Genomic DNA, 26,497 nt, shown 5'->3' with positions numbered 1-26,497 from the left:
TTTTTAATCGGTTGTTTTTTGTTAACGTATGGATAGTCTTAGAAAAATAACGATAAAGAAGACGAGAAAAATGGGAAACTTATTTTTACGTGAAAAAGAAAATTGGTTCGCTTGGTCTCTTTGGGGCATTGTTGGTGCAGTGATCACTTTGTTTGTTGCACTCTCGACAAAAGCACCTCAGTTTTTAGGTTTATCAGCGGTCGGTGTTTTGTTTCTACTTACCTGGTGGATGCACAGTACAAAACGTTTTGATTTTGGGCGTGCGTTTAAAGTCTGTTGTTATGTTTTAACGTTTAGCAGTCTACCGGCCTTTTTACTCGTGATTGTGCCAAATCACAATATGAATAAAATAGACATTATTGTTCAAACACTCGGCTTTGCACTAATCAGTTTATTCGTCTGTTTAATTTGTTCATGGATTGCCCGCAGACCAAAGCAATATTATTGATTTAAATTTTTTAGGCTTTTTTACAGTTAAGTCTTTACAATGAAAGCTGTAAGCACTATTATTCGCGCCGTACGGAGAGATGGCAGAGTGGTCGAATGCACCGGTCTTGAAAACCGGCAGGGGTTTGTAGCCCCTCTAGGGTTCAAATCCCTATCTCTCCACCATTATTTTTAAAAAACCGCCTACAGGGCGGTTTTTTGCTATCTGGAGATAAGTCATGTCAACAAGCGAGTCTTCGTCTACTTTTAAACACCTTATAAAACATATTCTGCTTTGGAGTGTTTTTTCTTATTTTTATCATAGCGGCGTGAATGTTCTAGTTGCTATGGCACATGATGCAAAGCCAGAGCATGGTTTACTCACATCGATTGCTTATGGCATCGGTTTTAATGTGCTGGTTGGTCACTTAATTGGAAAATATGATAAGCATTGGCCTGTTATAGCTGCACTGTATATCGCATCAGTTGGCTTGTTAATTGTGCCACTTGTTATACTCGGTAAAGCAGGATTGATGGATGTTTATTTTATTGTCGCAATGATCTTAAGTTTACCAACGTCAACCTTTGTCATTGAAAAAATAAAGCAGCGAATTAGTTTAAACACTGAGCAAACGCAGTAAACTAAGCATTATTCGTTGTTTTTTTATGTTAGTATAAATGCATCTTTTAACTAATAAACGTGAATTTAAACATGTCAGATATTTTTACAACAGACGCTGAAAAAGCAAGCTACGGTATTGGTTTACAAATGGGTGAGCAACTTAAAGCTAACCCTTTTGAAGGTTTAAACCTAAACTCAGTTTTTGAAGGTATGAAAGACGCATACGCAGGAAGTGATTTCCAAGTTGAGATCCCTGCAATTCAAGCTGCTTTCGAAAAAATCAATGCAGAAATCCAAGCTCGTCGTGAAGAAGAAGCTAAAGTACTTGCTGCTGAAGGTGTTGCGTTCTTAGAAGAAAATGCAAAACGTCCAGAAATTACGGTAACTGAATCAGGCTTACAGTACGAAGTATTAACAGCGGGTGAGGGTGAAAAGCCAACTGCTGAGTCTACAATTCGTGCTCATTACCACGGTACATTAATTAACGGTACTGTTTTTGACAGCTCTTATGAGCGTGGTCAACCTGCTGAATTCCCAGTAAGCGGTGTTATCAAAGGTTGGACTGAAGCGGTACAAATGATGGGTACTGGTTCAAAATGGCGTTTATACGTACCACACGAACTTGCCTATGGTGAGCGTGGCGCAGGTGCTGCAATCACACCTTTCTCAACATTAATCTTTGATGTTGAGTTACTAGAAATTATCTAATTAATTTCTACAGACATAAAAAAACCTGCTTAATGCAGGTTTTTTTATGTCTAAATCAAATTTTAACTATTTGATTCAGCGAACTCTTTGCACTTAGCAGTGTCTTCGCATTCACCATAAAGGTAAAGAGAGTGGTTTGTTAGTTTAATACCGTTCTCTTTTGCGATTTCTTCTTGGCGACGTTCAATCGTATCATCTTCGAACTCAACAACTTTACCACATTTTAAACACACTAAGTGATCGTGGTGAGTACTACCCGATAATTCAAAAACTGACTTGCCACCTTCAAAATGATGACGAGATACAATACCTGCATCGTCGAATTGGTTTAAAACACGATAGACAGTTGCAAGACCAATCTCTTCGCCAATGTCTAACAGAATTTTATAGACATCTTCAGCGCTGATGTGTTGGTTGTCTGGAGATTGTAGAATCTCTAAAATTTTAATACGCGGCAGTGTTACTTTTAACCCTGCTTTTTTTAATTCCAAGTTGTGATCAGTCATTAAATCTGTCTCAATTTTATTTATTTATACTAGGCATCATAAAGATGCACACGACACATTAGCAAATATTAGAATAACGTGCCTAGTTACTAAGTGCAAAGAACAATTCGTTTAATTGCCGATTTTTTAGACAAAAATGAACTGGTTGTGCATCTTTACATCAGCTAGTAAATGCGAGTAGTACTTGTTATTAATCAGCAAGTTCTGCTAAACACATTTCTTCATAAACTTGAGCACACCACTCTTTAACACGCTTTTCAGTAAGTTCTGGCTGACGGTCTTCATCAATGCCTAGGCCTACAAAGTGATTATCATCAATGACCGCTTTTGAGGCTTCGAAGTCGTAACCTTCAGTAGGCCAGTGACCCACAACTATAGCACCACGTTCAGTAACGATATCGTTGATCATGCCCATCGCATCTAAGAAATACTCAGCATAGTCTTCTTGGTCACCGCAACCAAAAATAGCAACAAGTTTACCATCGAAGTCTACTTCTTCTAACTCAGGGAAAAAATCATCCCAGTCACATTGCGCTTCGCCATAGTACCAAGTGGGGATACCGAATAACAATAAATCGAATTCAGCAATCTCTTCTTTAGAACTTTTTGCAATATCGTGAACAGCAACGAGCTTTTTACCTAATTCTTTCTGAATCATTTTTGCTACGTGTTCAGTATTGCCTGTATCGCTTCCGAAAAAAATACCTACGCTTGACATGGATTTAAAACCTTCTATCTATCAATAGCCAATCTTTCTTGTAAAATTGTTTCAATCAACGCGCTACGGCTAATATTCTGCGCATCGGCCATATCGCTTAGTGCTTGATATAACTGTGATGAAACCTTAAATTCTACACGCTTTAAACCACGTGCTTTGTCTCGTTTTATTTGATTACGTTTGTTGACTTTCAACTGCATGTCACGTGGTAGGGGATTTGTTTTTGGTCTACCAGGACGCTTTTCGTATTCAAATAAATCGGGTGTTGTTCTATCTGTTTCTGACTTTGCCATGCCTAGCCTACACCTGCGCCTTGCCAGAAGACTTGAATAAGTCCTTTTGCTATAAAACCAGAGCAGCCTAAAAATAGCACTAACCAAACGATGTATCGGCCAAATCGGGGCACGTCACCTTTCTTTAGTACGTCTTGAATTGCCATACCAATAAAAAAGAAAATGCCGGCTAAGCCAAAATACAACCCTAAGGTATCAAATTCGTTAATTAACTGACTGACCATCAACGTATAAACCTTCAAATTAAACGGCGCGTACTATACCACACAAAATCGTATTAATTTAGTGCGTACGATCAAAAACAGTGAATTTTATCGACGTTAATTCGAGGCTAAAAAATCACTGATTGCTTTATTTACAGCAAGCGGTTTTTGAGCATGAAGCCAATGACCCGCACCATGAATTATTTTTGCCTTTGAATTTGGAAATAACGCCATAATAACAGGGCGATGTTCAGCTAAAATATAGTCTGAATCATTCCCTTTAATGAATAAAGTATCACATAAACAAGAATCATTTTCATCAAGTTGTGCTAAAATATTTTCATATTGTTGGTCTAAAACAGCTAAGTTAAACCGCCACTGATACTGGCCTTGTTCATTTTTGGCAAAACTTTTTAATAAGAATTGGCGTACGCCAAGCTCGGGAATCTGTTTGGCAAGTATTTCGTCGGCTGCTTTTCTATCTGTAACGGCAGAATTAGCAACATCGTTCAAACCTTTGAAAATAGCGCTATGGCGAGGTTTGTTAGCCACTGGCGAAATATCCATAACCACTAGTTTTTCAACGCGTTCTGGGTAGCTAAGTGCTAATTGCATAGCCACTTTACCGCCCATTGAATGGCCAACAATATGTGCTTTATTGATATTTAAATGGTTCAGTAACTCTAAAACATCGGCAGCCATTACCGTATAGTTCATGCTATCACTGTGGAATGATTTACCATGATTACGTAAATCGATATTGGTCACTGTGTAATTTTCTGACAGTGCTTTCGCGATGACATTTAAGTTTTCTAGCGAACCAAATAATCCGTGGATCAAAACAACATGCGAACCTTGGCCGCTTTGCTGGTAATTTAATAGCATTTTTAGCTCCTATTTTAAGTGGCGCTATTTTGCCTAGTGAAATAACAAATTGCAAAACATAGAGAATTGCTGCGAGCTTAGGTATAATCATTGCGAACTTTTAAAATGTGACCCGTAAAGACAGGAATAACATGAAAAAAATCGACATAGACGACGAGTTATATCAATACATCGCGAGTAATACGCAAAGTATTGGTGAAAGTGCATCAACCATTTTGCGTCGTTTATTAAACCTTTCTGATGGCACTTTAACGACCAGTCATTCAACGACGACAAACACTGAACAAGAAATCAGCGTTGTTGAATCAGAAGAAGACACGGAACAACACACAGAATCAGCAGCGCCTGAATCAAAAAGCCAACCAGCTGTCACAGCAACGACATACGCTAAAGGTAATGTATTCAATGTGCTTAATAAAGAAGAGCTAGCGATGCAAAAAGGCGTTGTCGGCCGTTTCTTATTTATTTTGGCTGCTTTGTACAGAACACATAAAGACGATTTTGTTAACGTGCTTGAAATTAAAGGACGTGACCGCGTTTATTTTGCCACAAGTAAAGAAGCGTTACTTGAAAGTGGCAGCAGTATGAACCCGAAAAACATCACTGATACAGAATACTGGGTGATGACAAACTCTAATACTACGCGTAAAAAAATGATGCTTCATGAAGTCGCCTTGTGCCTTGGTTACACGGCTGATGAAGCAGAAAAGATTCGTGATTACTTATAATCAATAAGGAAATATTATGGCGATTCATCCAGATGCAGGTAAAACTGCACCTCAAGAAAGCTTAGTCAATGTACCAAAGCTGGTTTCAGCCTACTATTTAAATGAACCAGACCTAGAACAAAATCCAGAGCATTGCGTTGCCTTTGGTACGTCTGGCCATCGTGGTTGCTCGTACGATGTAAAGTTTAATGAGTCGCATATTTTAGCGATCACCCAGGCTATTTGTGATTTTCGTAAAGAAAACGATATTTTTGGACCACTTTTCTTAGGTAAAGATACACACGCATTAAGTGAAGCGGCATTTAACTCTGCAATCGAAGTCCTTGTTGCTAATGAAGTACAAGTGATTACGCAAGAGAATGATGAATACACACCAACGCCGGTAATTAGCCACGCGGTAGTGTCACATAATAAAGTGAACCAAAATGAGTTAGCTGACGGGATTGTTGTTACACCTTCTCATAATCCACCCGAAGATGGCGGTTTTAAGTATAACCCGCCAAATGGTGGCCCAGCAGATACAGACGTTACCAAATGGATTGAAGACAGAGCAAATCAACTCTTATTAGAAGACCTTGTTGAGGTGGAGTTATTTCCTTTTGCAAAAGCGTCTCGCTCAGGCTTTATTAAATATCAAGACTTGATCACGCCGTACGTTAATGATTTAGAGAATATCATTAACTTGAAAGCCATCAGTGACGCTAAAATTAAAATTGGTATCGACCCACTAGGGGGGTCAGGTATTAACTTTTGGCCAGTGATTGCCGAAAAATACAATTTAGACCTAACGGTCGTAAATAAGTCAATCGATCCACGTTTTGCATTTATGCCGCTTGATAAAGACGGTAAAATTCGTATGGATTGCTCGTCACCTTACGCCATGGCGAATTTAATTGCCCTGAAAGACGATTACGATATCAGTATTGGTAATGACCCAGATTACGACCGTCACGGTATTGTGACACCGGATGGTTTAATGAATCCGAACCATTTCCTTGCTGTTGCGATTGATTATTTATTAAATCACCGCGATTGGTCTGCAGATGTGGCAATTGGCAAAACGCTTGTTTCAAGCGGCATGATTGATAAGGTCGTTGCGCGCAACAACCGTAAAGTAAAAGAAGTGCCGGTTGGCTTTAAATGGTTTGTTGAAGGGTTAAGTAGTGGCGCTTTAGCCTTTGGTGGCGAAGAAAGTGCAGGTGCCTCATTCTTGCGCTTTGATGGTACCGTGTGGAATACAGACAAAGACGGTTTCATTCTTGGCTTACTAGCCGCTGAGATCTTAGCGGTAACAGGCAAAACACCTTCAGCGCTTTACAAAGAGCTTGAACAAGAGTTTGGTGCGCCGATTTATAAGCGTATCGATGCGCCTGCGAATGCTGAACAAAAATCGCGCCTAAAAGCGTTATCAGCTGACGATGTGAAAGCCAATACACTTGCAGGTGATGAAATCATTCAAAAGCTGACCCATGCACCGGGTAACAACGCGGCGATAGGTGGTTTAAAAGTCGTAACTGAAAATGGTTGGTTTGCTGCGCGGCCTTCAGGTACGGAAGATATTTATAAAATTTACCTTGAATCATTCAAAGGTGAAGAACACCTCGCATTACTAGAAAAAGAAGCCAAAAAATTAGTTGATTCTGTTATCCGCTAATTTATCTTTCTTTTTTATTATAACGGCTGATTTAATCAGCCGTTTTTGTATTCTACTCTCACGTAATATTAGGATCAGACCATGAGCTACTCATCAGCTACTTACCTGGATGCGCTTAAAGCGTCGGGTGATTTTCTAAGCTTAACTCGTGAAAACGAATTTTCATTACCTTATTCATCATTCACGTTAACGAATGGGACAAATGTGACTGTCCATGACACAGGGATTATCGAGTTTCAGCCTGCAACAGCAAGCAATAAAGATATTGTGTTATCAAGTGCGATACACGGTAATGAAACAGCGCCGATTGAAATTTGCGATCAGTTAATTAGTGCAATAATTAAAGAAGAGATGACCTTAAAACAACGCGTGCTGTTTATTTTTGGTAACCCAAAATCAATAAATATCGGTAAGCGATTTGTTGAAGAAAACTTAAATCGTTTATTCAATGGTCATCATACCCAAGAGGGCATTGCTTCAAACCCTGAGCGTGTGCGCGCAAAACAATTAGAAGATGTTGTCAGTGACTTTTTCAGTCGTGGCAGCGAAGGTAGCGCGCGTTGTCATTATGATTTGCATACTGCTATTCGTGGTTCAAAAAATGAAAAATTTGCTGTGTATCCGTACTTACATGGCAAACCGTGGAAAAAATCACAATTGCAGTTTTTATTAAGCTGTGGCGTAAACACCGTATTAATGATGAAGTCGGCAGCGACAACCTTTAGCTACTACTCGTCATTTGTCCATGGCGCTGACTCATTTACCGTTGAGCTCGGTCAAGTTAAAGCGTTTGGTGAGAATGATATGTCACGCTTTGCGAAAACCAAAGAAACTTTAATTGCATTAATTAGTCAAGAAAGTGTTGAATATGGTTGTTTTAATGCATCTGATTTTGAGCTTTTTTCAGTTTATAGAACAATAAACCGAACGTGCGAAGACTTTAGTTTTCCATTCGCAGATGACGTAGAAAATTTTACGGGCTTTGCGAAAGGTGAATTATTAGCAACTGATGGTCAGACCAGGTATGTGGCTGAGGTTGAGGGTGAAGCTATAATCTTCCCAAATGCTGATGTAGCCTTAGGTCAGCGTGCATTATTGACGGTTATTCCAATGCAAGTTGATAGCAACTTTATTTAAAATAGTTGCATTTACACCCACCAAAATACAGTTAACTATATGATATTAAATAAAATTTATTGTTGTATAGTTAACTTTCCATGCATGTTTAGCGATTTATCGACTATTCGTCTATGATTAGTTGAATAACAACTTACGTTAACGTAAAGTGTCGGCAGTTTAATTTAAATAGATTGAAAATTACGCAAACTTTATCCTTACAGCTTTTGCTGATAAAAATTCAAATAAGGGCAGTAGCGTATGTATCTGACAACGAAAGAAGGTAGGTTATGAGTAATCCAAATAACGTATCGCTGAATATTAATCATGAACTGTCATTTATTGATGGTCACGCATTAAAAATCCCTACATTAAGCATTCTTAATGAGGAAGGCGACATCTATGAAGGTGCAACAGCACCTGATATCGACAAAGACACCGCAATTCGTCTTTATGAGACAATGCGATTTATTCGTGCGCTTGATGAGCGTATGCAAGCGGCACAGCGTCAAGGTCGTGTTAGTTTTTATATGCAATGTTTAGGCGAAGAAGCGGCGGTGACTGCCTCGGCTGCAGCGCTTGATCAAAATGACATGATTATGGCGCAGTACCGCGAACAAGCGGCATTACGTTATCGTGGTTTTAGCCTAGACCAATTTATGAATCAGATGTTCTCGAATGAGAAAGACTTAGGTAAAGGTCGCCAAATGCCAATACACTATGGCTCTCGCGAACTTAACTATATGACTATATCGTCGCCGCTAGGGACACAAATCCCGCAGGCTACGGGTTACGCATACGGTCAAAAAGTACGTCACATTGATGCAGAAACGGGTGATTTAAACAGCACGATTGATAACATCACTATTTGTTATTTTGGTGAAGGTGCTGCCTCAGAAGGTGATTTCCATGCTGGTTTGAATATGGCTGCGGTTCATAAAGCGCCTGTTATCTTTTTTGCACGTAACAATGGCTATGCGATTTCAACGCCTGCAGATGAGCAATTTAAAGGTGACGGTATTGCATCACGCGGTGTTGGTTATGGCATTAAAACTATTCGAGTTGACGGTGCAGATGCACTTGCTGTCTATGCTGCGACTAAGAAAGCACGTGAAATCGTTACAACCCATGGTGAGCCGGTACTGATTGAGTCGATTGCTTATCGACTAGGTGCACACTCTACGAGTGATGATCCAAGTGGTTACCGCAGTAAAGACGAAGAAGCCAAACATCAAGGTTGCCCAATTGAGCGTTTTCGCAAGTGGTTACTTAAGCAGGGGTGGTTAGATGAAGCCCAAGATGCGAAAGATAAAGAAACCATTCGTGAAGAAATTTTAGCGGCACTTAAACGTGCAGAAAAAGTGGCGAAACCAGCGTTAGAAGAACTTATCTCTGATGTATACGATACGCCAATTCCATCACTGCAAAAACAATACGAAGAATTAAAACAACACATTTTGCAGCATCCTGATGCTTATCCAACGACTGCAGGGAGATTAAAGTAATGGCTAAAATGAACATGCTTCATGCAATTAATTCTGCCCTTGATATTACCATGGCAGAGCACCCAAATGCCTGTATTTTTGGTGAAGATGTTGGCTATTTTGGTGGTGTATTCCGTGCAACCTCAGGCTTACAAGAGAAATACGGTAAGCATCGTGTATTCAATACACCTTTGACTGAGCAAGGTATTTTAGGTTTTGCCAATGGCCTTGCTGCATTCGGTGCGCCTGCATTAGCAGAAATTCAATTTGCTGATTATATTTTCCCTGCATTTGACCAAATTGTGAATGAATCAGCTAAATTCCGTTACCGCAGTGGTAATGAATTTAACGTGGGTAATTTAACAATTCGCACGCCGTATGGTGGCGGGATTGCAGGTGGTTTATATCATTCACAATCGCCTGAAGCTTATTTTGCACATACCCCAGGTTTAAAATTGGTTGTGCCACGTAACCCTTATCAAGCTAAAGGTTTATTACGTGCATCAATCAAGGACAACAACCCGGTTCTTTTCTTTGAGCCTAAGCGTTTATACCGTGCATCAACCGGTGAAGTGCCTGAAGAAGATTACAGCATTGAGCTTGGTAAAGCCGAAGTTGTTCAAGAAGGTACTGACGTTACCTTACTTGCTTGGGGTGCGCAGATGGAAATCATTGAAGACGCAGCGAAAAAAGCAGCTGAACAGGGTATAAGTTGTGAAGTTATTGACTTACGTACAATTTTACCTTGGGACGTTGAAACAATTGCTAAATCTGTTACTAAAACAGGACGCCTAATTGTTAGCCACGAAGCGCCAATTACCAATGGTTTTGGGGCCGAGATTGTTGCGACTATTCAACAAGAGTGTTTCTTACACTTAGAGTCGCCAATTGCGCGTGTGTGTGGTTTAGATACGCCGTACCCACTCGCCCTTGAAAAAGAATATGTGCCAGATGCGCACAAAGTGCTTGCTGCGATTAAGCAATCAGTTGAGTTTTAGGAGTCAGTATGTCTAAAGATTTTATCTTACCAGATATCGGCGAAGGCATCGTAGAGTGTGAAATCGTTGAGTGGTTAGTTGCAGAGGGTGATACGGTAAAAGAGGATCAGCCTATTTGTGACGTAATGACCGACAAAGCACTTGTACAAATTCCAGCAGTGCACGATGGTGTGATCAGCAAGTTATATTACGCAAAAGGCGATATTGCAAAAGTGCATGCTCCTTTATTTGCAATGGATGTTGATGGTGAAACGCCAAGCCAAACAGTTGAAGCAGCAGACGATACCGCTGCACAGCCAACACCGCAAACTGCAACCTCAGGCTCGTATTTAGAAGACTTTATCTTGCCAGACATTGGTGAAGGTATTGTTGAATGCGAAATCGTTGAGTGGTTAGTCAGCGAAGGTGATGAAATAGTAGAAGATCATGCCGTTTGTGATGTGATGACAGACAAAGCTTTGGTTCAAATTCCGGCTAAATACACGGGTAAAGTCGAAAAGCTTTACTATCAAAAAGGCGATATTGCTGCGGTACACAGCCCGTTATTCCAAATGAGTATCGAAGGTCATACTGCCGAGCCTGATGTCAGCTCAGCGGTTGTTAAAGCACAAACTAACGCGGCCAATAAACCTTCAGAAAAACCAGCAACGCCTGCTGCAAATAAACAGCTTAACAAAAAAGCAGTTGCATCACCGGCAGTGCGTCGTAAAGCCCGTGAGCTAGATGTTGATTTAACGCAAGTGCCAGGTTCGGGTAAAAATGGCCGTATTTATAAGCAGGATATTGAAGACTTCTTAAATGAGGGTCAAAGCCAAGCACGCACTGAAACTGTTTCGTCAGCAACATCACAATCAACACCTGTGGTAGCGACAGGCGGAAGCCGTGTTGAGCCAATTAAAGGCATTAAAGCAGCGATGGCTAAGCAAATGGTTGCGTCAGTATCGACAATTCCTCATTTTACATTCTGTGACGAAATCGATTTAACAAAACTTATTGCACTGCGTACTGATTTAAAAGAGCAGTATAAACAGCAGGGCGTTAAGCTCACTATGATGCCATTTTTTATCAAAGCGTTGTCGCTTGCAATTAAGCAGTTCCCAGTGCTTAACTCGCAAGTAAACGATGAGTGTACGGAGTTGACGTACTTTGATGATCATAATATTGGTATGGCAGTAGATTCGAAGATTGGTTTATTAGTGCCTAATATTAAATCATGCCAGTCGAAGAGCATTGTTGATGTTGCAAATGAAGTTACTCGTTTAACAGAAGCCGCTCGTGATGGTCGTGTATCACCTGATGACTTAAAGGGTGGAACAATCAGTATTTCTAATATTGGTGCGATTGGAGGCACAATTGCAACCCCGATCATCAATAAGCCTGAGGTGGCAATTGTCGCATTAGGTAAATTACAGCATCTACCGCGCTTTGATGAAAATGGTCATGTGGTATCGGCAGCTATTATGCAAGTGAGCTGGTCTGGTGACCACCGTGTTATCGATGGCGGTACTATTGCTCGATTCAATAATTTGTGGAAATCTTACTTAGAAGATCCCGCAAAAATGATGATGGCAATGAGCTAATTTATTCGTTATTAAAAAACCAGCTTCGGCTGGTTTTTTTATGTATGATGTTTAAGTGAATGTGTATAAATAACGATATTTTACAAGGAATTAAATGGAGCACTTTAAAGAAGCGTTGAATAGATATGCCGACTTTACCGGGCGCATACGTCGTCAGTCATATTGGATGTTTATCCTCTTTTACCTGCTATTTGCGATGCTTTGCGGCTTAATTGATAGCTTACTAGGCGAAGAGATTATTAGCAGTATTTATGCATTAGCGCTTTTTATACCATCATTAAGTGCAACCACCAGACGTCTTCATGATACTGGCCGGTCAGGTTGGTGGCAACTCTTGTATTTATTACCTGTTGTTGGTGTGCTTATCGTTATTGTGTTCTGTGTTTTAGACTCAGAAAAAGAACACAATCAGTACGGCCCATGTCCTAAATAGCACTCGTCACACAATGCCCTGTTTTCATAGGGCATTGTGCGTTTAATCTCTACACTAAAGACCGTAAAAATATAAACCGTAACCAACAATCAAGGCTGGGATTGACGAATAAACAGTGGCGACCACTGCGGCTCGTGGAGCCAGCGCTATTGCAGGGAACAGGGCATCACCATCATTAGAGATTGCGTTTGCAGCCATCGCGCTAAACGGAATAATGCCTTGAATATAAAGAGTCATAACGACAATTTGTGGTCCGCAACCCGGAAGCAGTCCTATGGCAACAGCTATCAAGGGGGCTAAATAGGCATAGTCAGAAAACCAACCAGTCAGGTCAACACCCACCACATTAACAAAAATCTCAAATACCATAAACGAAGCGACAACCCAGGCAGTCACGAAGTGTGTATCCATCAAGACTTTCGTTAACTTTGAAGGTGGGGTGCAGGGCGCTTCTTCGCTGGTAATTTGTTTGTAATTTTGACCTTTTGACGACAACGCCCAGATAACAACCACAAACAAGGCCATTATCGATCCAAACACACTGATGATATCGATAATAGGTTGGCTAAAAAGTGTTTGCTCAACATTCATAGCAATTAAAAAAGCGATGATCACACTTGGGATCAGTGAAAACTTCCAAATAGGTCGGCTAAATTGGATTGCTTTTGGCTGACATTGTGGCTCTTCAATATAGTCGCTTGGCTGTGAAGGCTGAAAGCGGTGCCGACTATGAAAAAGGTTAACGATTTGTCCGCTGATGATGCCCACACACACGCCTAAAAGCATCATAATAAGGCCATCAAGTGGGCGGGTTGCGAGTAGTAAAAATGCAGCATCACCCATTGTGGCTGTTAATACCGCAACCACAGAACCAAAGCTTGCTTGTCGTTTAGTAAATTGAGTGACAACAATGATTGCTCCGCCACAACCGGGTAATGCGCCCAATATAGAGGCAAAGCTCACCTCTAAAAAACCAGATCTTGCGCGTAAATAGCTTAATTGCAGTTGGGGAAGGCGATCAATTAAATAGTAATAGATTAATAGGGTTGCGGCTACGAAAACAGAAACCTGAAAAAAAGCATCGCTTAATGCTTGTAAGGTAAACCCGCGAGTTGCTGGTACAACAAGGGCAATAAGAATTAAAAGGGGCAAGAATAAGCGCTTATTGTCCGTAATATAACACCTCGCTTTTTGAGAAAAGAATCTCGATTGTGTTAATAAAATCATACAGTGCAACCTAAAAATTAATCAGATTACACTGTATTATTACTTTAAATGAAAATCAATATCATTTGCATCTATTTGCGTTGGAATTCTGAGCTCTCATTCCATTTAGGCCATTCTTCACGCTCAGAGATATCAAAACCAACTTGATAGAATAACTGAAGGTCTTGAACTGCGCCCGAAAGATCCCATTCATCACGGTAACGATCGCAAGGTTGATGATAACAACCACGAAGCACTAAACTCATGCGCTTGCGGTAAGAGGCCGTTTCTTCATCAAAAGCAACACTTCCACCGCCTGCATACATTGCAGGCACGCCCATGTTTGCAAATGCAAAATGATCTGAGCGGTAGTAGCCACCTGATGAAGGTTTAGGATCGCCCGAAACAGTTCTATCTTGTGCCTTAGCTGCCGTTTCTAATAACGTGTCCATTTCTGACTTACCAATACCAACAACACTGATATCTTTTACTTTACCGAGCAAGTTCAAGCTATCCATATTAATGTTGGCAACAGTATTTTTAGCAGGAATAACGGGGTTAGCAGCGTAATACTTAGAGCCAAGTAAGCCTTGCTCTTCAGCGGTAACAGCTAAAAAGGTCATTGAGCGGCTAGGGTGCTTCGGTAAACTTGTAAATGCTTCAGCAACCTCAATTAAACCCGCAGTGCCTGTCGCATTATCGTGTGCACCGTTATAAATCTGATCACCTTTACGGGTTTTATCAGTGCCTAAGTGATCCCAGTGAGCTGAGTATATAACATGCTCGTCTGGTTTTTCGCTACCAGGCAAAGTCGCAATGAAGTTATATGAAATTGACTTTTTAATCGTATTATTTACAGTTACGCTCGCGGTTAAATCGCCCATATCAACATGGTATGCACCTTTTGCTGCGTTGGCTTTCATGGTATCGAAGTCTAAGCCTGCTTTTGTGAAAAGCTCTTTAGCGACATCTGTCGTTACCCAACCTTCAACCGCAACACGGTCCATATTGTTGTTTTCTTTTTGAAAACCAAACTGTTCGCCACTCCATGAGTTTTCAACCACAGACCAAGGATAAGAGGCCGGTGCGGTTTCGTGAATAATAATTGCACCTGCGGCACCTTGGCGGCTCGCTTCTTCATATTTATACGTCCAACGACCATAATAGGTCATCGCATCGCCGGTAAATAGCGCCGGATCTTTTGTAGCAAAACCAGGGTCGTTGACCAGCATAACCACTGTTTTACCTTCAACGTCTAAGCCTTCGTAGTCGTTCCAGTTATATTCAGGGGCGTTAACACCGTAACCAACAAACACGAGTTCAGAATCTTTGATGCTTTGTTGTGCGCTGATACGGCTACTGCCCATGACCATGTCTTTTTTATACTCATAATCTTTACCACCGATAGTAAGGACCATGTTAGGGTCGGCTTCAAGGGATACCAGAGGCACTTCTTGTAAGAAGCTATCACCATTACCTGGTTGGTAACCAAGCGCTTTGAATTGCTCTGTTAGGTAAGCAAGGGTTAATTCTTCACCTTTTGATGAAGGTGCACGACCACCAAACTCATCTGAAGCAAGCACTTTAATATGCTCAGCTAATTGTGCTGAATTAATGCTTTGATAGGCTTTTTCTACATCATCAGAAGTAATACTTGTTGAAGCACAGCCTGCAAGAATAGCGCTTGCGAGTACTGTCATTGGAAAATAGCGTTTCATAATAGCTCTTTTTTTGTTTTAAGATGGCAATAGTATATGAGGTTCTATTAATGAGAACCAGTTTTTACGGTAAACTAGCGTAAAGCTTCAAGAAGTTAAATGTAATAGCCCATGAAACGATTTACACCGCCAGAGCAGTGGTCAACACAGTATTTAACCACCGGCGCATTTGCCGACTTAGCCGATTTATTCAAAATTCATGAATTGACTGATTGGCCGAGTTGCCAATGGTTTTCACAATTTTTAAATGCCACAACGTCGCAAGGCCAAGCTATTCGCTTTGTTGAAGACGAGCAGTTTGCTGATGAAAGCCGTTACTATGAACAAATTATATTCGAAACGGGCCACGTGCCGACGCGGCAACAGAATTGGCACGATCTCTTTGGTGGGTTTATTTGGTGTTTGTTTCCAAAAACAAAGTCACTGATAAACCATCAACATATTGAAGAAATTAAACTACATGGTCTAAAAGAGCGAAGTAAACACCGAAACGCCCTAACATTGTTTGATGAATGTGGTGTTGTGCTTGCAATTACACACACGCAATGGCAACAACAATTGCGTGATCATCAATGGGAACATGCATTTGTTGATAAGCGCGAAGAATGGGGGCGCACTATTCGTCCTTATATGTTTGGTCATGCAAATTATGAAATGCTCACTCAACCTTATATAGGTTTGACAGGCAAGGCGTTGTTTATCGTTGTTCCTGATGACATATTTTGTAAAGATTTAAGCAGTCAATATGCATATCTAGATCAACGCCTTTATGAGATGATTAAGTTTGATGATTGTTTGCGTGATAATAAAAACTTATCGCCACTCCCTTTGTTAGGTGTGCCAGGGTGGTGGACCGACAATGAAAATCCAGAATTTTACAGTAATACAGATTACTTTAGACCGAAACGAAGGAAACGAACATGATTGAAGTAGCAGGGCTTAAAAAGAAATTTAAGCTGACGAAAGATCATAAAAAAAACAACACGGATAAAATCGATCCCCGTGAAGATAAGCAATTTTTTCACTCTGTAAGAGATGTCAGTTTTCACTGCGATAAAGGTGAAGTATTGGGTTTACTTGGTCCAAATGGTGCGGGTAAAACAACGACACTTAGAATGATTTCTACCGCATTGAAACCAGATGAGGGCAGCATTACTATCTCTGGTCACGATATTGTTAAAAAGCCATTGATTGGACGAAAATCAATTGGCTTTTTATCAGGCAGCACTGGGTTGTATGGGCGATTAACCGTCAAAGAAAATATAGAATACTTTGCACGCCTGCATGGTATGCATAAGAAACTGATTGCATCACGTTGTGACGAATTGTTTACTTTACTTGATATGCACAGTTTTATTGATAAACGCGCCGAAAACCTTTCTACAGGTATGAAACAAAAAGCCAATATAGCGCGTGCAGTGATCCACCAGCCAGACGTCGTCATACTTGACGAGCCAACCACTGGCCTTGATATTATGACCACACAAACCGTTATTAACTTTATTAAAGGCCTGAAAGAGCAGGGCACACCGGTTATTTTTTCAACGCATCATTTAGATGAAGTCGCCTTGTTATGTGACCGTGTCGCAGTTATTAATCAAGGGCTTAGCTGCTTTGATGGCACGTTAGATGAATTTAAACAAACAGGACAAAGTCACGTGCTGAACCAAGCGTTTATGAATATTTTAACGGAGAGTCGTGATGTTTGAAGTATTTAAAAAGGAATTAAAAGAGCTATTACGCGACCGTAAAACACTCATATTTGTGGTTGCGCTACCTGTTGCTATTTTTCCATTGTTATTTGCAATTATGGCCTTTATTAGCTCGCAGGCTGCGTTAGAGGCTGAGCAAGAAGTGCATACCTACGCCATTATTAATGGTCAATACGCACAAGAGTTTACAGACAAAGTTTTTTATCATAAAAGCTTTTCACAGTATAAAGGCGAAGAAACGTTCAATTCAGTTGAAGATTTAACAAATGCAGTTAAAGCTGGCACGATTGACATGGGGATATACTTACCCTCAGATGCCAAACAAACGTTAGATAATGCCAAACAGAGTGAATGGCAAGTCGTGTATAACGATGCAAAAGCGATTAACTTTTTGTTTGACCGTGTAAAAGAACTTGCCAAAGAGTATGGCGATAAACTGCGTACTACCAAGCTGTTAAGTTTTGGTGTATCAGAGCAGCAACAGGCTGCGATTATCGAGCCTATAAAAGTCGTGAAAGTGGATACGGCTGATAAACGTGAAAATCTGGGTGAAAAAATTGGCGGGTTTATTCCTTATTTATTGATCCCACTGGTTTTAATGGGCGCAACCTACCCAGCGATTGATTTAGGTGCGGGAGAAAAAGAGCGCGGTACGCTGGAAACTCTTTTACTTACGCCAATCACACGTACGCAGCTGGTTCTTGGTAAATTTATTACATTACTCGCTTCATCTATCGCAACAACGACGATTACGGTACTCAGTATGGGAATTTGGGTGTCTGTTGCTATCGCATTTGTTGATTTAGCCGTTGTTAAAACAGCATTTAGCTCATTAACTGTGTTTGATTTGGGATTGATTTTTATATTACTCGTTCCAATTGCGGCCATTTTTTCATCGCTTGCGCTCGCGATTTCTATTTACGCACGTACCTTTAAAGAAGCACAAAACTACATGGCACCGCTGAGTATTGGGGTTATTTTCCCGATTATGATTGCGCTAATGCCTAACGTAGAGCTCACCAGCAAAACGGCGTTTATTCCGGTAACGAATGTTGCCTTAGCGATTAAAGAGATTATTAAAGGCACTGTTGATTACACCCTCGTTGGGCTCATTTTCTTAGCCACCGTTATTGTGGCGGGGGCGTTATTGGCTTTCTGCGTTAAGTGGTTTAATAAAGAAGATGTGCTATTTAGATAGTCAATAAGTCAGTTATTTATACGATTAAAAGCACCGTTTTGGTGCTTTTTTCGTTTCTAGCGAACGCTGCTGTAGGTAGTCATAATTAATTATAATTTTTTATCTTTCCCCCATCTTTATCATGAAATTCTCCTATACTATTTACAAGGTGGTAAATAAGGCTTTTTGTTCAATGGATTCTGAAAAATTATCGCGTTTAATAGTGCTACACAAGTTACCTATATTTGCATTTATTGTCCTTGTCATAATGGCGTGCTTAGCAACCGTAAAATATGAAATTGATACGCGTGAAGATGTCTACAAACGAACTTATGAGCAAATGCAGCGAGAGCTTTCAGCAAAAAAGTCGACCTTTACTACGACGTTAAGAGAGAATATTTCAGCTTTAAACTTCCTTGATGCAACCCCGCCGATCATGGCGATTATGCGGGCCACAAATGAAAATAATATCGACCCTGTGTTAGGCACGCCCATTTCAGCCTGGAAAGACCGCTTAGCTAAAATATTTAGCGGGTTTATGGCAACCGACAAAGATTTAGCGCAAGCACGCTACATATATGTCGCTGATAACGGCAAAGAGGTTGTACGTGTAGACAACATAAACGGCAAAGTCAGCCGTATTGCTGAGCAAAATTTACAGCACAAAGGTCAGCGTGATTACATGCAAATCACCCGTCAATTAACTAATGGCCATATTTATGTGTCACCTATTAATTACAATCGTGAAAACGGTGCACTTCAAGTTCCTTATGTAAGCACGTACCGAGTCTCTAAGCTGATTAAAGATGCCAATGGTGACCCTTTCGCGGTGTTAATCATTAACTATTATGCAGACGATTTAATTCAAGGCTTAATAGAAGGAACCCCGCGAAAATTTAATGTTTTTCTTTTAAATGCAAAACAACAATTTATCTATCATCCAAATGAAGCATACCGTTTTAGTTTTGAAAAAGGCGATGCGCATTTTTGGTACGAAGAATTTAATAGTAATCATGATATGGCGCACGTTGATCTCTTTGACGTGGTGAACTTACCTGACAGGCTTTTTTTGAAAGAGGAGATAGCGTTTCAAAATGGTATTCAAATGGAGCCGTTAACGATAGCAGTGGCAATTGATACTGAAAACTTACTGTATGAAATAAAGCAAAAGCGCTACAGATTTATAGCCATGCTCTGTTTAATCATTGTAGCAGTCGTTATCTTGTTCATTATTTACCAGCGAGATATTAATCGTAAACTCGAGCTAAGCTTTCTTAAGGAGAAGAATAGCAAAATAATCGAAAGCTCATCCGATGCCATTATTATGATAAAAGCAAACGGTGTTATCGATAATGCGAATAAAACAGCGAAAGAGTTTTTTGGAATTGAAGAGCAACACACCCAATTTGATGAATTATTTAACTACAATGACGAAGATTTTCAGGGCATTGCTCAGGCACTTAAAGAAGGAAAACGGTGCTCATTCGAAGCGGTACATATTGCCGATGAAAATACCCACTACTTTTCGATTACCATGGCTCCTATTTTTGATGCGGCTAATCAAGAATTTCAAATAGCGGCAATATTACGCAATATTGATTCGCTGAAATGTGCTCAACATCAGCTTGAAAAGCTCAATGGTTCACTGGAAGAAAAAGTAAAGATGCGCACAGCCGAGCTTGAAGAAGCAACCGAAAAAGCATTAGCGGCAAGTAAAGCTAAAAGTCAGTTTGTTGCCAATATTTCCCATGAAATTCGGACCCCGATGAATGGTGTACTCGGTATGCTAGAAATGCTTGAAGAAGAACTGCTTACCCCACAGCAAAAAAAATATTTACATTACGCGAATAGTAGCGCTAATTCTTTAATGACGCTGATAAACGATATTCTTGATTTTTCGAAAATCGAGGCAGGCAAACTCGATTTAGACTGTCACGAATTTGATCTGGTATCTGTGTGCAGTGATTTAGTGACATCGATGGCAGTGCAAGGACAGAAAAAAGGCATTGAAGTACTTTTTGATTGCAGTGGCATTACACGAAGAACGGTTATGGGTGACAGTCATCGACTAAAACAAATCTTAAATAACCTGTTAAGTAACGCCTTTAAATTTACCCACCAAGGGCATGTTAGCCTAACAGTTACACAGCTGTCTGTTGAGAAAAATAAGCTAATGTTGAATTTTTCGGTGTGTGATACTGGGATTGGAATTTCAAAAGAGAATCAAGATAAGCTTTTTGAGGTGTTTACCCAAGAAGACTCGAGTACAACGCGTCATTACGGTGGAAGCGGCCTTGGTTTGTCAATCAGTCGCAAGTTATCGCAACTTATGGGCGGTGATATCATAGTAGAAAGCGAAAAAGGGAAGGGCAGCTGTTTTATCGCAAGTGTTTGTGTCGCACCTTCAGACATATCCATACAACACAGTGTTATTGCAGCATTACCTGAAAAACGGATGGGTATCGCGGTGCAGTACGATAAATTGGCAACCAACCTTGAAAAACAACTTACTATGCTATCAGAGCCTGCACCCAAACAGCTACTTAGGTTAAATAACGTGACAGAGGCAGAACTTAAGTTACTTGATTTAGTGATTGTTGAGCACAAACATCCCTTATTCGAGCTAGTGTTGAATTGGGCGAGAAATCATCTGCAAAAACATGCACTCATCTTAGGGGTTATGTCATCACTTGCCAAAAAATATGACTTACCAGCTAATGTAATGGTGATTGCAAAACCCATTACGCCTGATGAATTAAGCTATCGATTAGCGCTATTATTGAATAATAGTCAGCAGTTTGTTGAGCATGTTAAAAGCACAGATAAAGAGCAAGTTAGAATTGATTTGAGCGATAAACATATTCTTATCGTTGATGATAATTTAATTAATATTGAAGTGAGTAAAGCCATCCTTCGCGACAGCAATGTAACTATTGAATCAGCCAATGATGGCTTTGAAGCATTAGAACTTTTGAAAAATAGTAAGACAATATTCGATTTGATTTTAATGGACTGTCAAATGCCCAACTTAAATGGTTATGACTGCACAAAGGAAATCAGACAAGGTAAAGCAGGCGATGCTTATCAAGATGTGATCATCATTGCTATGACAGCCAGTGCCATGGCTGGCGACAGAGAAAAGTGTTTAAGTGTTGGCATGAACGATTACATTACAAAACCCATTAAGCAAGCCACATTACGCAATAAATTGTCGATGTGGCTCAAAGGTTAAACAGCTTATGCCGCATCTTGGCTTTTGTCGAAGGCGGGGGTTGGGTTTAGTTTGCTGATATCTGCAGAGTGAATGACTTTTTGTGTTTCGCTCCAATGTAGTAGCTCGATTTTCCCGCAACTGTTTTCAACAAGCGCTGTGCAGTTTTCTATCCAATCTCCGTCATTGCAATACACAATATGATCGACAATTTTCACCGCAGGGTGATGAATATGACCACATATAATGCCATCAACGCCTTGTTTTTTTGCTTCATGAATTGCTGCATTTTCAAAGGCTTCAATTGCTGCACGCGCTTTGTGTACGCGTGCTTTGACCCACGAAGCAAGTGACCAGTAATTCCCTCCAAATAAACGTCTAATTCGGTTTGTCCAGCGGTTTAAAAAGAGTAAAAAATCATATCCAGCATCACCCGCTATGCTAATTAGCTTGTTGTAACGGGTTGCTGAATCAAAGTCATCACCGTGCAAAAGTAAAAAACGTTTATTCGCCTTCGTGGTGTGTATATATTTTTTATGAACTTCTATACCAAATAATGACTCGTTGGCGTAATGACGAAAAGTTTCATCATGGTTTCCTGGTATGTAAATAACACGCGTACCGTCTTTGGCTTTTTTTTGAATAAGCGCAAGTACATCATAGTGACTTGGGTGCCAGAAAAACTGCCGTTTCATTGACCATAAATCAACTATATCGCCAACAAGGTAAAGTACATCACATTCGATAGAATTTAAAAAGTTTAATAAATACTGAGCTTGGCAGTCTTTGTAACCTAAGTGAACGTCGGAAATCCAAACGGCAGGATAGTGAGTTTTATTACTGCTAGTCGTGTTATTCATGGCATTTACTCATGGTGTAATAAGCTAAATGCTAGGGATAGAAGGTGACATTAAAAAGACGGTTTAGCGAAACATCTATGACAAAGTGCTCATGATCAAAAAAACCGCCGAAGCGGTTTTTTTAACTGAGATAGCGTAAAAGGTTTAGCCTTTTACTAATGCCGCAATTTCAGCGATTGCAGTGTCTAAATCAAGCATGAGCTTTTCACCCGTACGACGGTTTTTAAGCTCAACTTTATTCTCATCTAGGTTTCGTTCACCAATGACCAGTGTGTAAGGCACACCGAGTAATTCCATGTCGTTGAACATAACACCTGGACGCTCTTTACGGTCATCAAATAACACATCGATACCTTGCGCTTTTAGACCGTCATATAAGTTGTTTGCAATATCAGGAATACGATGAGATTTATGCATGTTCATAGGAACGATGGCTAAATCAAACGGTGCAATAGGTTGTGGCCATTTAATACCGTATTCATCATTATTTTGTTCAATGGCTGCCGCAACGATACGCGATACACCAATACCATAACAACCCATTGTCATGATCTGATTTTTACCTGACTCGCTTAATACACCTGCTTTCATTGCTTCAGAGTATTTAGTACCCAGTTGGAAGATATGACCAACCTCAATACCGCGCTTAATTTGTAACGTACCTTGGCCACATGGGCTAGGATCGCCTTCAACAATATTACGAATATCGGCAACTTCATAGTTTTCAACATCGCGGTCCCAATTAATGCCGCTAAAGTGCTCGCCATCTTTGTTTGCACCGGCAACAAAGTCAGCCATTACATTGGCAGTGCGGTCTACAATAATAGGCATGTTTAGACCAACAGGGCCTAGTGAGCCTGGTTTCGCGCCAATGGCCGCAACGATGTCTTCTTCTTTAGCCATTTCAAGAGGTGAATCAACAAGCGGGTGTTTCTCTGCTTTTAGTTCATTTAATTCATGATCACCACGTACGATAAGAGCCACTAAACCACGTTGTTCGTTTTCATCAGGTGCGCCATACACAATCAGTGTTTTAACGCCACGATGAGGTTTAACCCCGTAATGCTCTTTTAGCTCAGCAATTGTTTTTGCATCTGGCGTAGGGAATACCTTAAGCTCTTTTGTCGCTGCTGGACGTGCATCTGTTGGTGCAAGCGCTTCAGCTTTTTCGATATTTGCTGCGTAATCACTTGCATCACTGAATGCAATGGCATCTTCACCAGATTCAGCCAGTACATGAAACTCATGCGACACGCTACCACCAATAGAGCCGGTATCAGCAATAACTGGACGGTAATCAAGACCCAGACGCTCAAAGATATTGCAGTATGCTGTGTGCATTACTTGGTATGTTTTTTCTAAACACTCGTCACTTAAATGGAAAGAATACGCATCTTTCATGGTGAATTCGCGTGCACGCATCACACCAAAACGAGGACGCACTTCATCACGTACTTTTGTTTGTACTTGATAAAGAGTCAGTGGAAGTTGTTTATATGAGCTTACTTCTTTACGAACGAAATCAGTGATAACTTCTTCGTGCGTCGGACCAAGTGCGAATGGGCGATTGTGGCGGTCATTAATACGCAGTAATTCAGGACCAAATTGCTCCCAACGGCCCGATTCTTCCCATAAGTCAGCTGGCTGGATAATCGGCATTAGCATTTCGATTGCGCCGGCTTTATCCATTTCTTCACGTACAATGTTTTCTACTTTTTTCAGTACGCGTAAACCAGAGGGCAACCACGTGTATAAACCCGACGCAACGCGGCGGATCATGCCAGCTCGTAGCATTAATTGATGAGAAACAATCTCAGCATCAGACGGAGTTTCTTTAAGTGTTGCGAGTATATATTGACTGGTACGCATCTCTATTCCAAGTAGTGTTAAAATTATTATCGTTTACTCAAATCATTTGAGTAGTAACAAGGCGCTCAGTTTACCAGCGGAAGCGGTGACACTAAAGCGCTAAGTGTTAAAAACTAGCATTTTTCGATGCTGGTTACAGTATTATGGTCGCCAGTAACAAACCAACGAATATTAAAATCATATAATGTCATGCCGTAGCTTTGTGTTGATTCACGTTGCTTTTTGTAAGCAGGGCGTGGGTCTTGCTTTAACACATTGCTGATAAAGGCTTTTAATTCGGGATAATCGGTTTGTTTAGCGATAAAAGCAAGCGATTCTTCGCTAAATTCTACACTCATATCTGTTTCTGGGCGGGTGTCGGCAAAGCCAGCACTGGCCTCATGCATTGCATCTGAGTAAGGTAAATAGGGTTTGATGTCTAAAATAGGCGTGCCATCAAGTAAATCAATACCCGATAACAATAAGCTCAACTGGCCATTTTTGTATTCAATGCCTTCAAGTTTTACGGCACTCATACCGATTGCGTTGGGTCTAAACGTGGCACGCGTTGCAAATACACCTTTACGCTCGTTACCCCCTAAGCGAGGAGGGCGTACCATAGCTGAATAGCCTTTGTCTGCTGTTTCATGAAATCTAAATAGCAGCCAAATATGACTAAACTCATCGAGGCCACGCACAAATTCTTCACGATTGAAATCAGCTGTAAAAACGAGTTTTGCTTTTGCTTCGGGTACTAAACGTGGTTGCCGTGGTATGGCAAACTTTTGTTTATAAGGAGAATGGATATGCCCGACAGCCGTTAATTGATATTCGCTCATAATGCGTTGTAATTAGGAAAAACTGCCATCATTTTACATGCAAACACAAAAAAAGGCAGTCTGGGCTGCCTTTAAACATTTAAACTAAGTGGTCTAAATTAAAACATGTACTGAAAAGAGACCGATGCGACATCCATATCAGGGTCAATATCATCTTCAAGCTCATAACGCTCATACTCAAAACGTACTTGCATATTGGTAGTAAAAGCATACTCAATACCTGCGCCATAAAATACATCGCCGCCATCTGTATCTGCACTAATGCTGCCAAGATCACCTAAATCTTGTTCCACTTCGGCATCCCATTCAAGCCACCCGCCTTTCGCATACACTGAAAAGCTCTCAGTAATGGGGGCAGCAAGCCTCGCTGCGAGGGAAATACCATCAAGCTCTACTTTTGAATCAATGTCACTTGCTTCATCAAAGTTTTGATAGGCAAGCTCTAGGCTTAAGTACTTATTGAACTGTGTCCCTATGTAGCCTTTAAGCATTTGTGAATCATCATCGAAATCGGTGTCGTTTTCACTGTCTTCAAATTGGAAAGAGTATTGACCATAACCAATACCAGTATAAATACGAGGAGAATCCATTTCGGAAGTATCTGCATGGGCAGCATTATTAAAACCAAGTAGTGCTAAAGAAAGTGCAGAAATTGAAATTACTTTAATCATTTAATAGCTCCTTTAAAAAATAAATAAACGATGTATTCATATCGCTCGTAGGAACTACTGCACTGAATATGCCAACATATTTTATACGCTTAAAGTATTGGTTTTAACACTGTTTTAGGCTTTTTTTGCGCAGTATGATTAATCAGTGATCAGCTGTTCAGTTTCATATGCGCAACAATTTCAATCAGCTATGTAGAAGTTACTTAACTACGCTTTTTGCAGTAATGTTTCTGTTTCAATGGCAATCTCTTTCATTTTAATTGCGTAGTTTTCGATTTTCTTTTCTTCATCAGTTTCAGCTGTGTAGGTCGGTACCGCGATAGGGTAACCCGCTTCATCCATTGCTATGAAACTAATAACACAGTGATTTGTTTCGACTAAGTTTTGTGTTTTAGGGTCGCCGCAACGCACTTGAATAAAAATTTGCATACTTGTTTTACCGGTATGCGCAATACTGGCTTTAACTTCAACAATTTGTCCGACAAGAATTGGGCGCTGGAATTTAACGCCAGCAACAGACACGGTGACACAGTAGTGACCGCTCCAACCCGCTGCACAGGCATAGCCTGCTTGGTCTATCCATTTCATTACAACACCTCCGTGTACTTTACCTCCAAAGTTCACATCAGTAGGCTCAGCTAAAAAACGAAAAGTTACACTTGATGACGGCATATATCACTCACTATAAATTTAAACACGACTAAGGGGTTGCTTACCTTTCAAGGTTAAATTTGCAGCAGTCTGTGTGCGATTCAGTCAAGGCAGCGGCTATAGCGTGTGGTTATCCCCATGAATAGCCGATAACGCAGCATCAAAACCAAACAGGCGCTCCCCTTTGAGTTATGCTTAGGGGCGCTTTACTCTTTGTTGCTCGGTTTTTACTTAGCTCACTAGCTTACTA

26 protein-coding genes and 1 tRNA gene are annotated in these 26,497 nt (G+C 40.5%); 15 read left to right on the top strand and 12 right to left on the bottom strand.

Annotated features, from left to right (window positions below):
* The first annotated feature begins 70 nt into the window (after positions 1–70).
* The 4 genes from GZH31_RS08605 to GZH31_RS08590 all read left to right on the top strand — a co-directional run bounded on the left by GZH31_RS08605 (position 71) and on the right by GZH31_RS08590 (position 1,756).
* Positions 71–448 carry a hypothetical protein gene (locus tag GZH31_RS08605; protein WP_036968230.1) on the top strand — a complete coding sequence of 126 codons (378 nt, stop codon included), beginning with the start codon at positions 71–73 and terminating at the stop codon, positions 446–448.
* A gap of 73 nt (positions 449–521) precedes the next feature.
* A tRNA-Ser gene (locus tag GZH31_RS08600) sits at positions 522–612 on the top strand.
* Positions 613–665: 53 nt separating this feature from the next.
* Positions 666–1,067, top strand: coding sequence for a hypothetical protein (locus GZH31_RS08595; protein ID WP_051501762.1), 402 nt, complete (start codon positions 666–668; stop codon positions 1,065–1,067).
* A gap of 71 nt (positions 1,068–1,138) precedes the next feature.
* Complete coding sequence (locus GZH31_RS08590; RefSeq protein ID WP_180310852.1) at positions 1,139–1,756, top strand: FKBP-type peptidyl-prolyl cis-trans isomerase; 618 nt, start codon at positions 1,139–1,141, stop codon at positions 1,754–1,756.
* A gap of 62 nt (positions 1,757–1,818) precedes the next feature.
* Here the strand turns inward: GZH31_RS08590 and fur are convergent, their stop codons facing one another.
* The 5 genes from fur to GZH31_RS08565 all read right to left on the bottom strand — a co-directional run bounded on the left by fur (position 1,819) and on the right by GZH31_RS08565 (position 4,361).
* The gene (gene fur, locus GZH31_RS08585; protein ID WP_036968236.1) at positions 1,819–2,262 is read right to left on the bottom strand and encodes a ferric iron uptake transcriptional regulator; all 444 of its coding nucleotides are present in this window, start codon (positions 2,260–2,262) and stop codon (positions 1,819–1,821) included.
* A gap of 190 nt (positions 2,263–2,452) precedes the next feature.
* Positions 2,453–2,980, bottom strand: a complete 528-nt coding sequence (gene fldA / locus GZH31_RS08580) for a flavodoxin FldA (RefSeq protein WP_036968238.1) — start codon at positions 2,978–2,980, stop codon at positions 2,453–2,455.
* A 14-nt stretch (positions 2,981–2,994) separates the two neighbouring features.
* Positions 2,995–3,273, bottom strand: a complete 279-nt coding sequence (gene ybfE / locus GZH31_RS08575) for a LexA regulated protein (protein ID WP_004586673.1) — start codon at positions 3,271–3,273, stop codon at positions 2,995–2,997.
* A gap of 2 nt (positions 3,274–3,275) precedes the next feature.
* On the bottom strand, positions 3,276–3,497 hold the full coding sequence (locus GZH31_RS08570) for a DUF2788 domain-containing protein (RefSeq protein WP_036968243.1): 222 nt from the start codon (positions 3,495–3,497) through the stop codon (positions 3,276–3,278).
* Between the two features lie 96 nt (positions 3,498–3,593).
* The gene (locus GZH31_RS08565; protein WP_036968246.1) at positions 3,594–4,361 is read right to left on the bottom strand and encodes an alpha/beta fold hydrolase; all 768 of its coding nucleotides are present in this window, start codon (positions 4,359–4,361) and stop codon (positions 3,594–3,596) included.
* A 131-nt stretch (positions 4,362–4,492) separates the two neighbouring features.
* Between GZH31_RS08565 and seqA the strand changes: the two genes are divergently transcribed.
* The 7 genes from seqA to GZH31_RS08530 all read left to right on the top strand — a co-directional run bounded on the left by seqA (position 4,493) and on the right by GZH31_RS08530 (position 12,354).
* A complete protein-coding gene (gene seqA / locus GZH31_RS08560) occupies positions 4,493–5,089 on the top strand; it encodes a replication initiation negative regulator SeqA (protein ID WP_036968250.1) in 597 nt (198 codons plus the stop codon).
* A gap of 16 nt (positions 5,090–5,105) precedes the next feature.
* The gene (pgm, locus tag GZH31_RS08555; RefSeq protein WP_075593545.1) at positions 5,106–6,743 is read left to right on the top strand and encodes a phosphoglucomutase (alpha-D-glucose-1,6-bisphosphate-dependent); all 1,638 of its coding nucleotides are present in this window, start codon (positions 5,106–5,108) and stop codon (positions 6,741–6,743) included.
* Positions 6,744–6,824: 81 nt separating this feature from the next.
* A complete protein-coding gene (gene astE, locus GZH31_RS08550; RefSeq protein WP_180310851.1) occupies positions 6,825–7,880 on the top strand; it encodes a succinylglutamate desuccinylase in 1,056 nt (351 codons plus the stop codon).
* A gap of 269 nt (positions 7,881–8,149) precedes the next feature.
* Positions 8,150–9,364: a thiamine pyrophosphate-dependent dehydrogenase E1 component subunit alpha gene (locus tag GZH31_RS08545; protein WP_036968259.1), complete on the top strand. Its 1,215-nt coding sequence runs from the start codon at positions 8,150–8,152 to the stop codon at positions 9,362–9,364.
* Positions 9,364–10,341 carry an alpha-ketoacid dehydrogenase subunit beta gene (locus tag GZH31_RS08540; protein WP_036968262.1) on the top strand — a complete coding sequence of 326 codons (978 nt, stop codon included), beginning with the start codon at positions 9,364–9,366 and terminating at the stop codon, positions 10,339–10,341. Before GZH31_RS08545 ends, GZH31_RS08540 begins: the two co-directional genes overlap by 1 nt.
* An 8-nt stretch (positions 10,342–10,349) precedes the next feature.
* On the top strand, positions 10,350–11,921 hold the full coding sequence (locus GZH31_RS08535) for a dihydrolipoyllysine-residue acetyltransferase (RefSeq protein ID WP_180310850.1): 1,572 nt from the start codon (positions 10,350–10,352) through the stop codon (positions 11,919–11,921).
* Positions 11,922–12,015: 94 nt separating this feature from the next.
* Positions 12,016–12,354: a DUF805 domain-containing protein gene (locus GZH31_RS08530; protein ID WP_065979958.1), complete on the top strand. Its 339-nt coding sequence runs from the start codon at positions 12,016–12,018 to the stop codon at positions 12,352–12,354.
* Positions 12,355–12,408: 54 nt separating this feature from the next.
* On the opposite strand, the gene GZH31_RS08525 is transcribed toward GZH31_RS08530, so the two are convergent.
* Both GZH31_RS08525 and GZH31_RS08520 read right to left on the bottom strand, forming a co-directional pair.
* On the bottom strand, positions 12,409–13,581 hold the full coding sequence (locus GZH31_RS08525; protein ID WP_180310849.1) for a putative manganese transporter: 1,173 nt from the start codon (positions 13,579–13,581) through the stop codon (positions 12,409–12,411).
* Positions 13,582–13,652: 71 nt separating this feature from the next.
* Complete coding sequence (locus GZH31_RS08520; RefSeq protein WP_065979956.1) at positions 13,653–15,278, bottom strand: M28 family metallopeptidase; 1,626 nt, start codon at positions 15,276–15,278, stop codon at positions 13,653–13,655.
* A 111-nt stretch (positions 15,279–15,389) separates the two neighbouring features.
* On the opposite strand from GZH31_RS08520, the gene GZH31_RS08515 reads away from it, so the two are divergent.
* From GZH31_RS08515 to GZH31_RS08500, 4 genes are all read left to right on the top strand, one after another.
* Positions 15,390–16,202, top strand: coding sequence for a DUF3025 domain-containing protein (locus GZH31_RS08515; RefSeq protein WP_036968279.1), 813 nt, complete (start codon positions 15,390–15,392; stop codon positions 16,200–16,202).
* Entirely contained in the window at positions 16,199–16,987 is a 789-nt protein-coding gene (locus GZH31_RS08510) for an ABC transporter ATP-binding protein (protein WP_180310848.1), read from the top strand. Before GZH31_RS08515 ends, GZH31_RS08510 begins: the two co-directional genes overlap by 4 nt.
* Complete coding sequence (locus tag GZH31_RS08505) at positions 16,980–18,188, top strand: ABC transporter permease (protein ID WP_065979954.1); 1,209 nt, start codon at positions 16,980–16,982, stop codon at positions 18,186–18,188. Before GZH31_RS08510 ends, GZH31_RS08505 begins: the two co-directional genes overlap by 8 nt.
* 172 nt (positions 18,189–18,360) lie before the next feature.
* A complete protein-coding gene (locus GZH31_RS08500; protein WP_180310847.1) occupies positions 18,361–21,399 on the top strand; it encodes an ATP-binding protein in 3,039 nt (1,012 codons plus the stop codon).
* A 5-nt stretch (positions 21,400–21,404) separates the two neighbouring features.
* Here the strand turns inward: GZH31_RS08500 and GZH31_RS08495 are convergent, their stop codons facing one another.
* The 5 genes from GZH31_RS08495 to GZH31_RS08475 form a co-directional block, all read right to left on the bottom strand.
* A complete protein-coding gene (locus GZH31_RS08495; protein WP_180310846.1) occupies positions 21,405–22,238 on the bottom strand; it encodes a UDP-2,3-diacylglucosamine diphosphatase in 834 nt (277 codons plus the stop codon).
* Between the two features lie 144 nt (positions 22,239–22,382).
* On the bottom strand, positions 22,383–24,107 hold the full coding sequence (locus tag GZH31_RS08490) for a proline--tRNA ligase (RefSeq protein ID WP_180310845.1): 1,725 nt from the start codon (positions 24,105–24,107) through the stop codon (positions 22,383–22,385).
* 113 nt (positions 24,108–24,220) lie between these two features.
* Entirely contained in the window at positions 24,221–24,925 is a 705-nt protein-coding gene (gene tsaA, locus GZH31_RS08485; RefSeq protein ID WP_036968295.1) for a tRNA (N6-threonylcarbamoyladenosine(37)-N6)-methyltransferase TrmO, read from the bottom strand.
* A gap of 98 nt (positions 24,926–25,023) precedes the next feature.
* On the bottom strand, positions 25,024–25,596 hold the full coding sequence (locus tag GZH31_RS08480; RefSeq protein WP_036968298.1) for an outer membrane beta-barrel protein: 573 nt from the start codon (positions 25,594–25,596) through the stop codon (positions 25,024–25,026).
* Positions 25,597–25,803: 207 nt separating this feature from the next.
* Positions 25,804–26,268 (bottom strand): acyl-CoA thioesterase, encoded by a 465-nt coding sequence (locus GZH31_RS08475; RefSeq protein WP_036968300.1) that lies wholly within the window; start codon positions 26,266–26,268, stop codon positions 25,804–25,806.
* Positions 26,269–26,497: the final 229 nt, after the last annotated feature.

It is taken from the genome of Pseudoalteromonas sp. JSTW, from assembly GCF_013423925.1.
In the GTDB taxonomy this organism is placed as follows: Bacteria; Pseudomonadota; Gammaproteobacteria; order Enterobacterales; family Alteromonadaceae; genus Pseudoalteromonas; species Pseudoalteromonas lipolytica.
The sequence above is the reverse complement of the archived record's forward strand: the minus strand, read 5'-3'. Positions and strand labels throughout refer to the sequence as shown.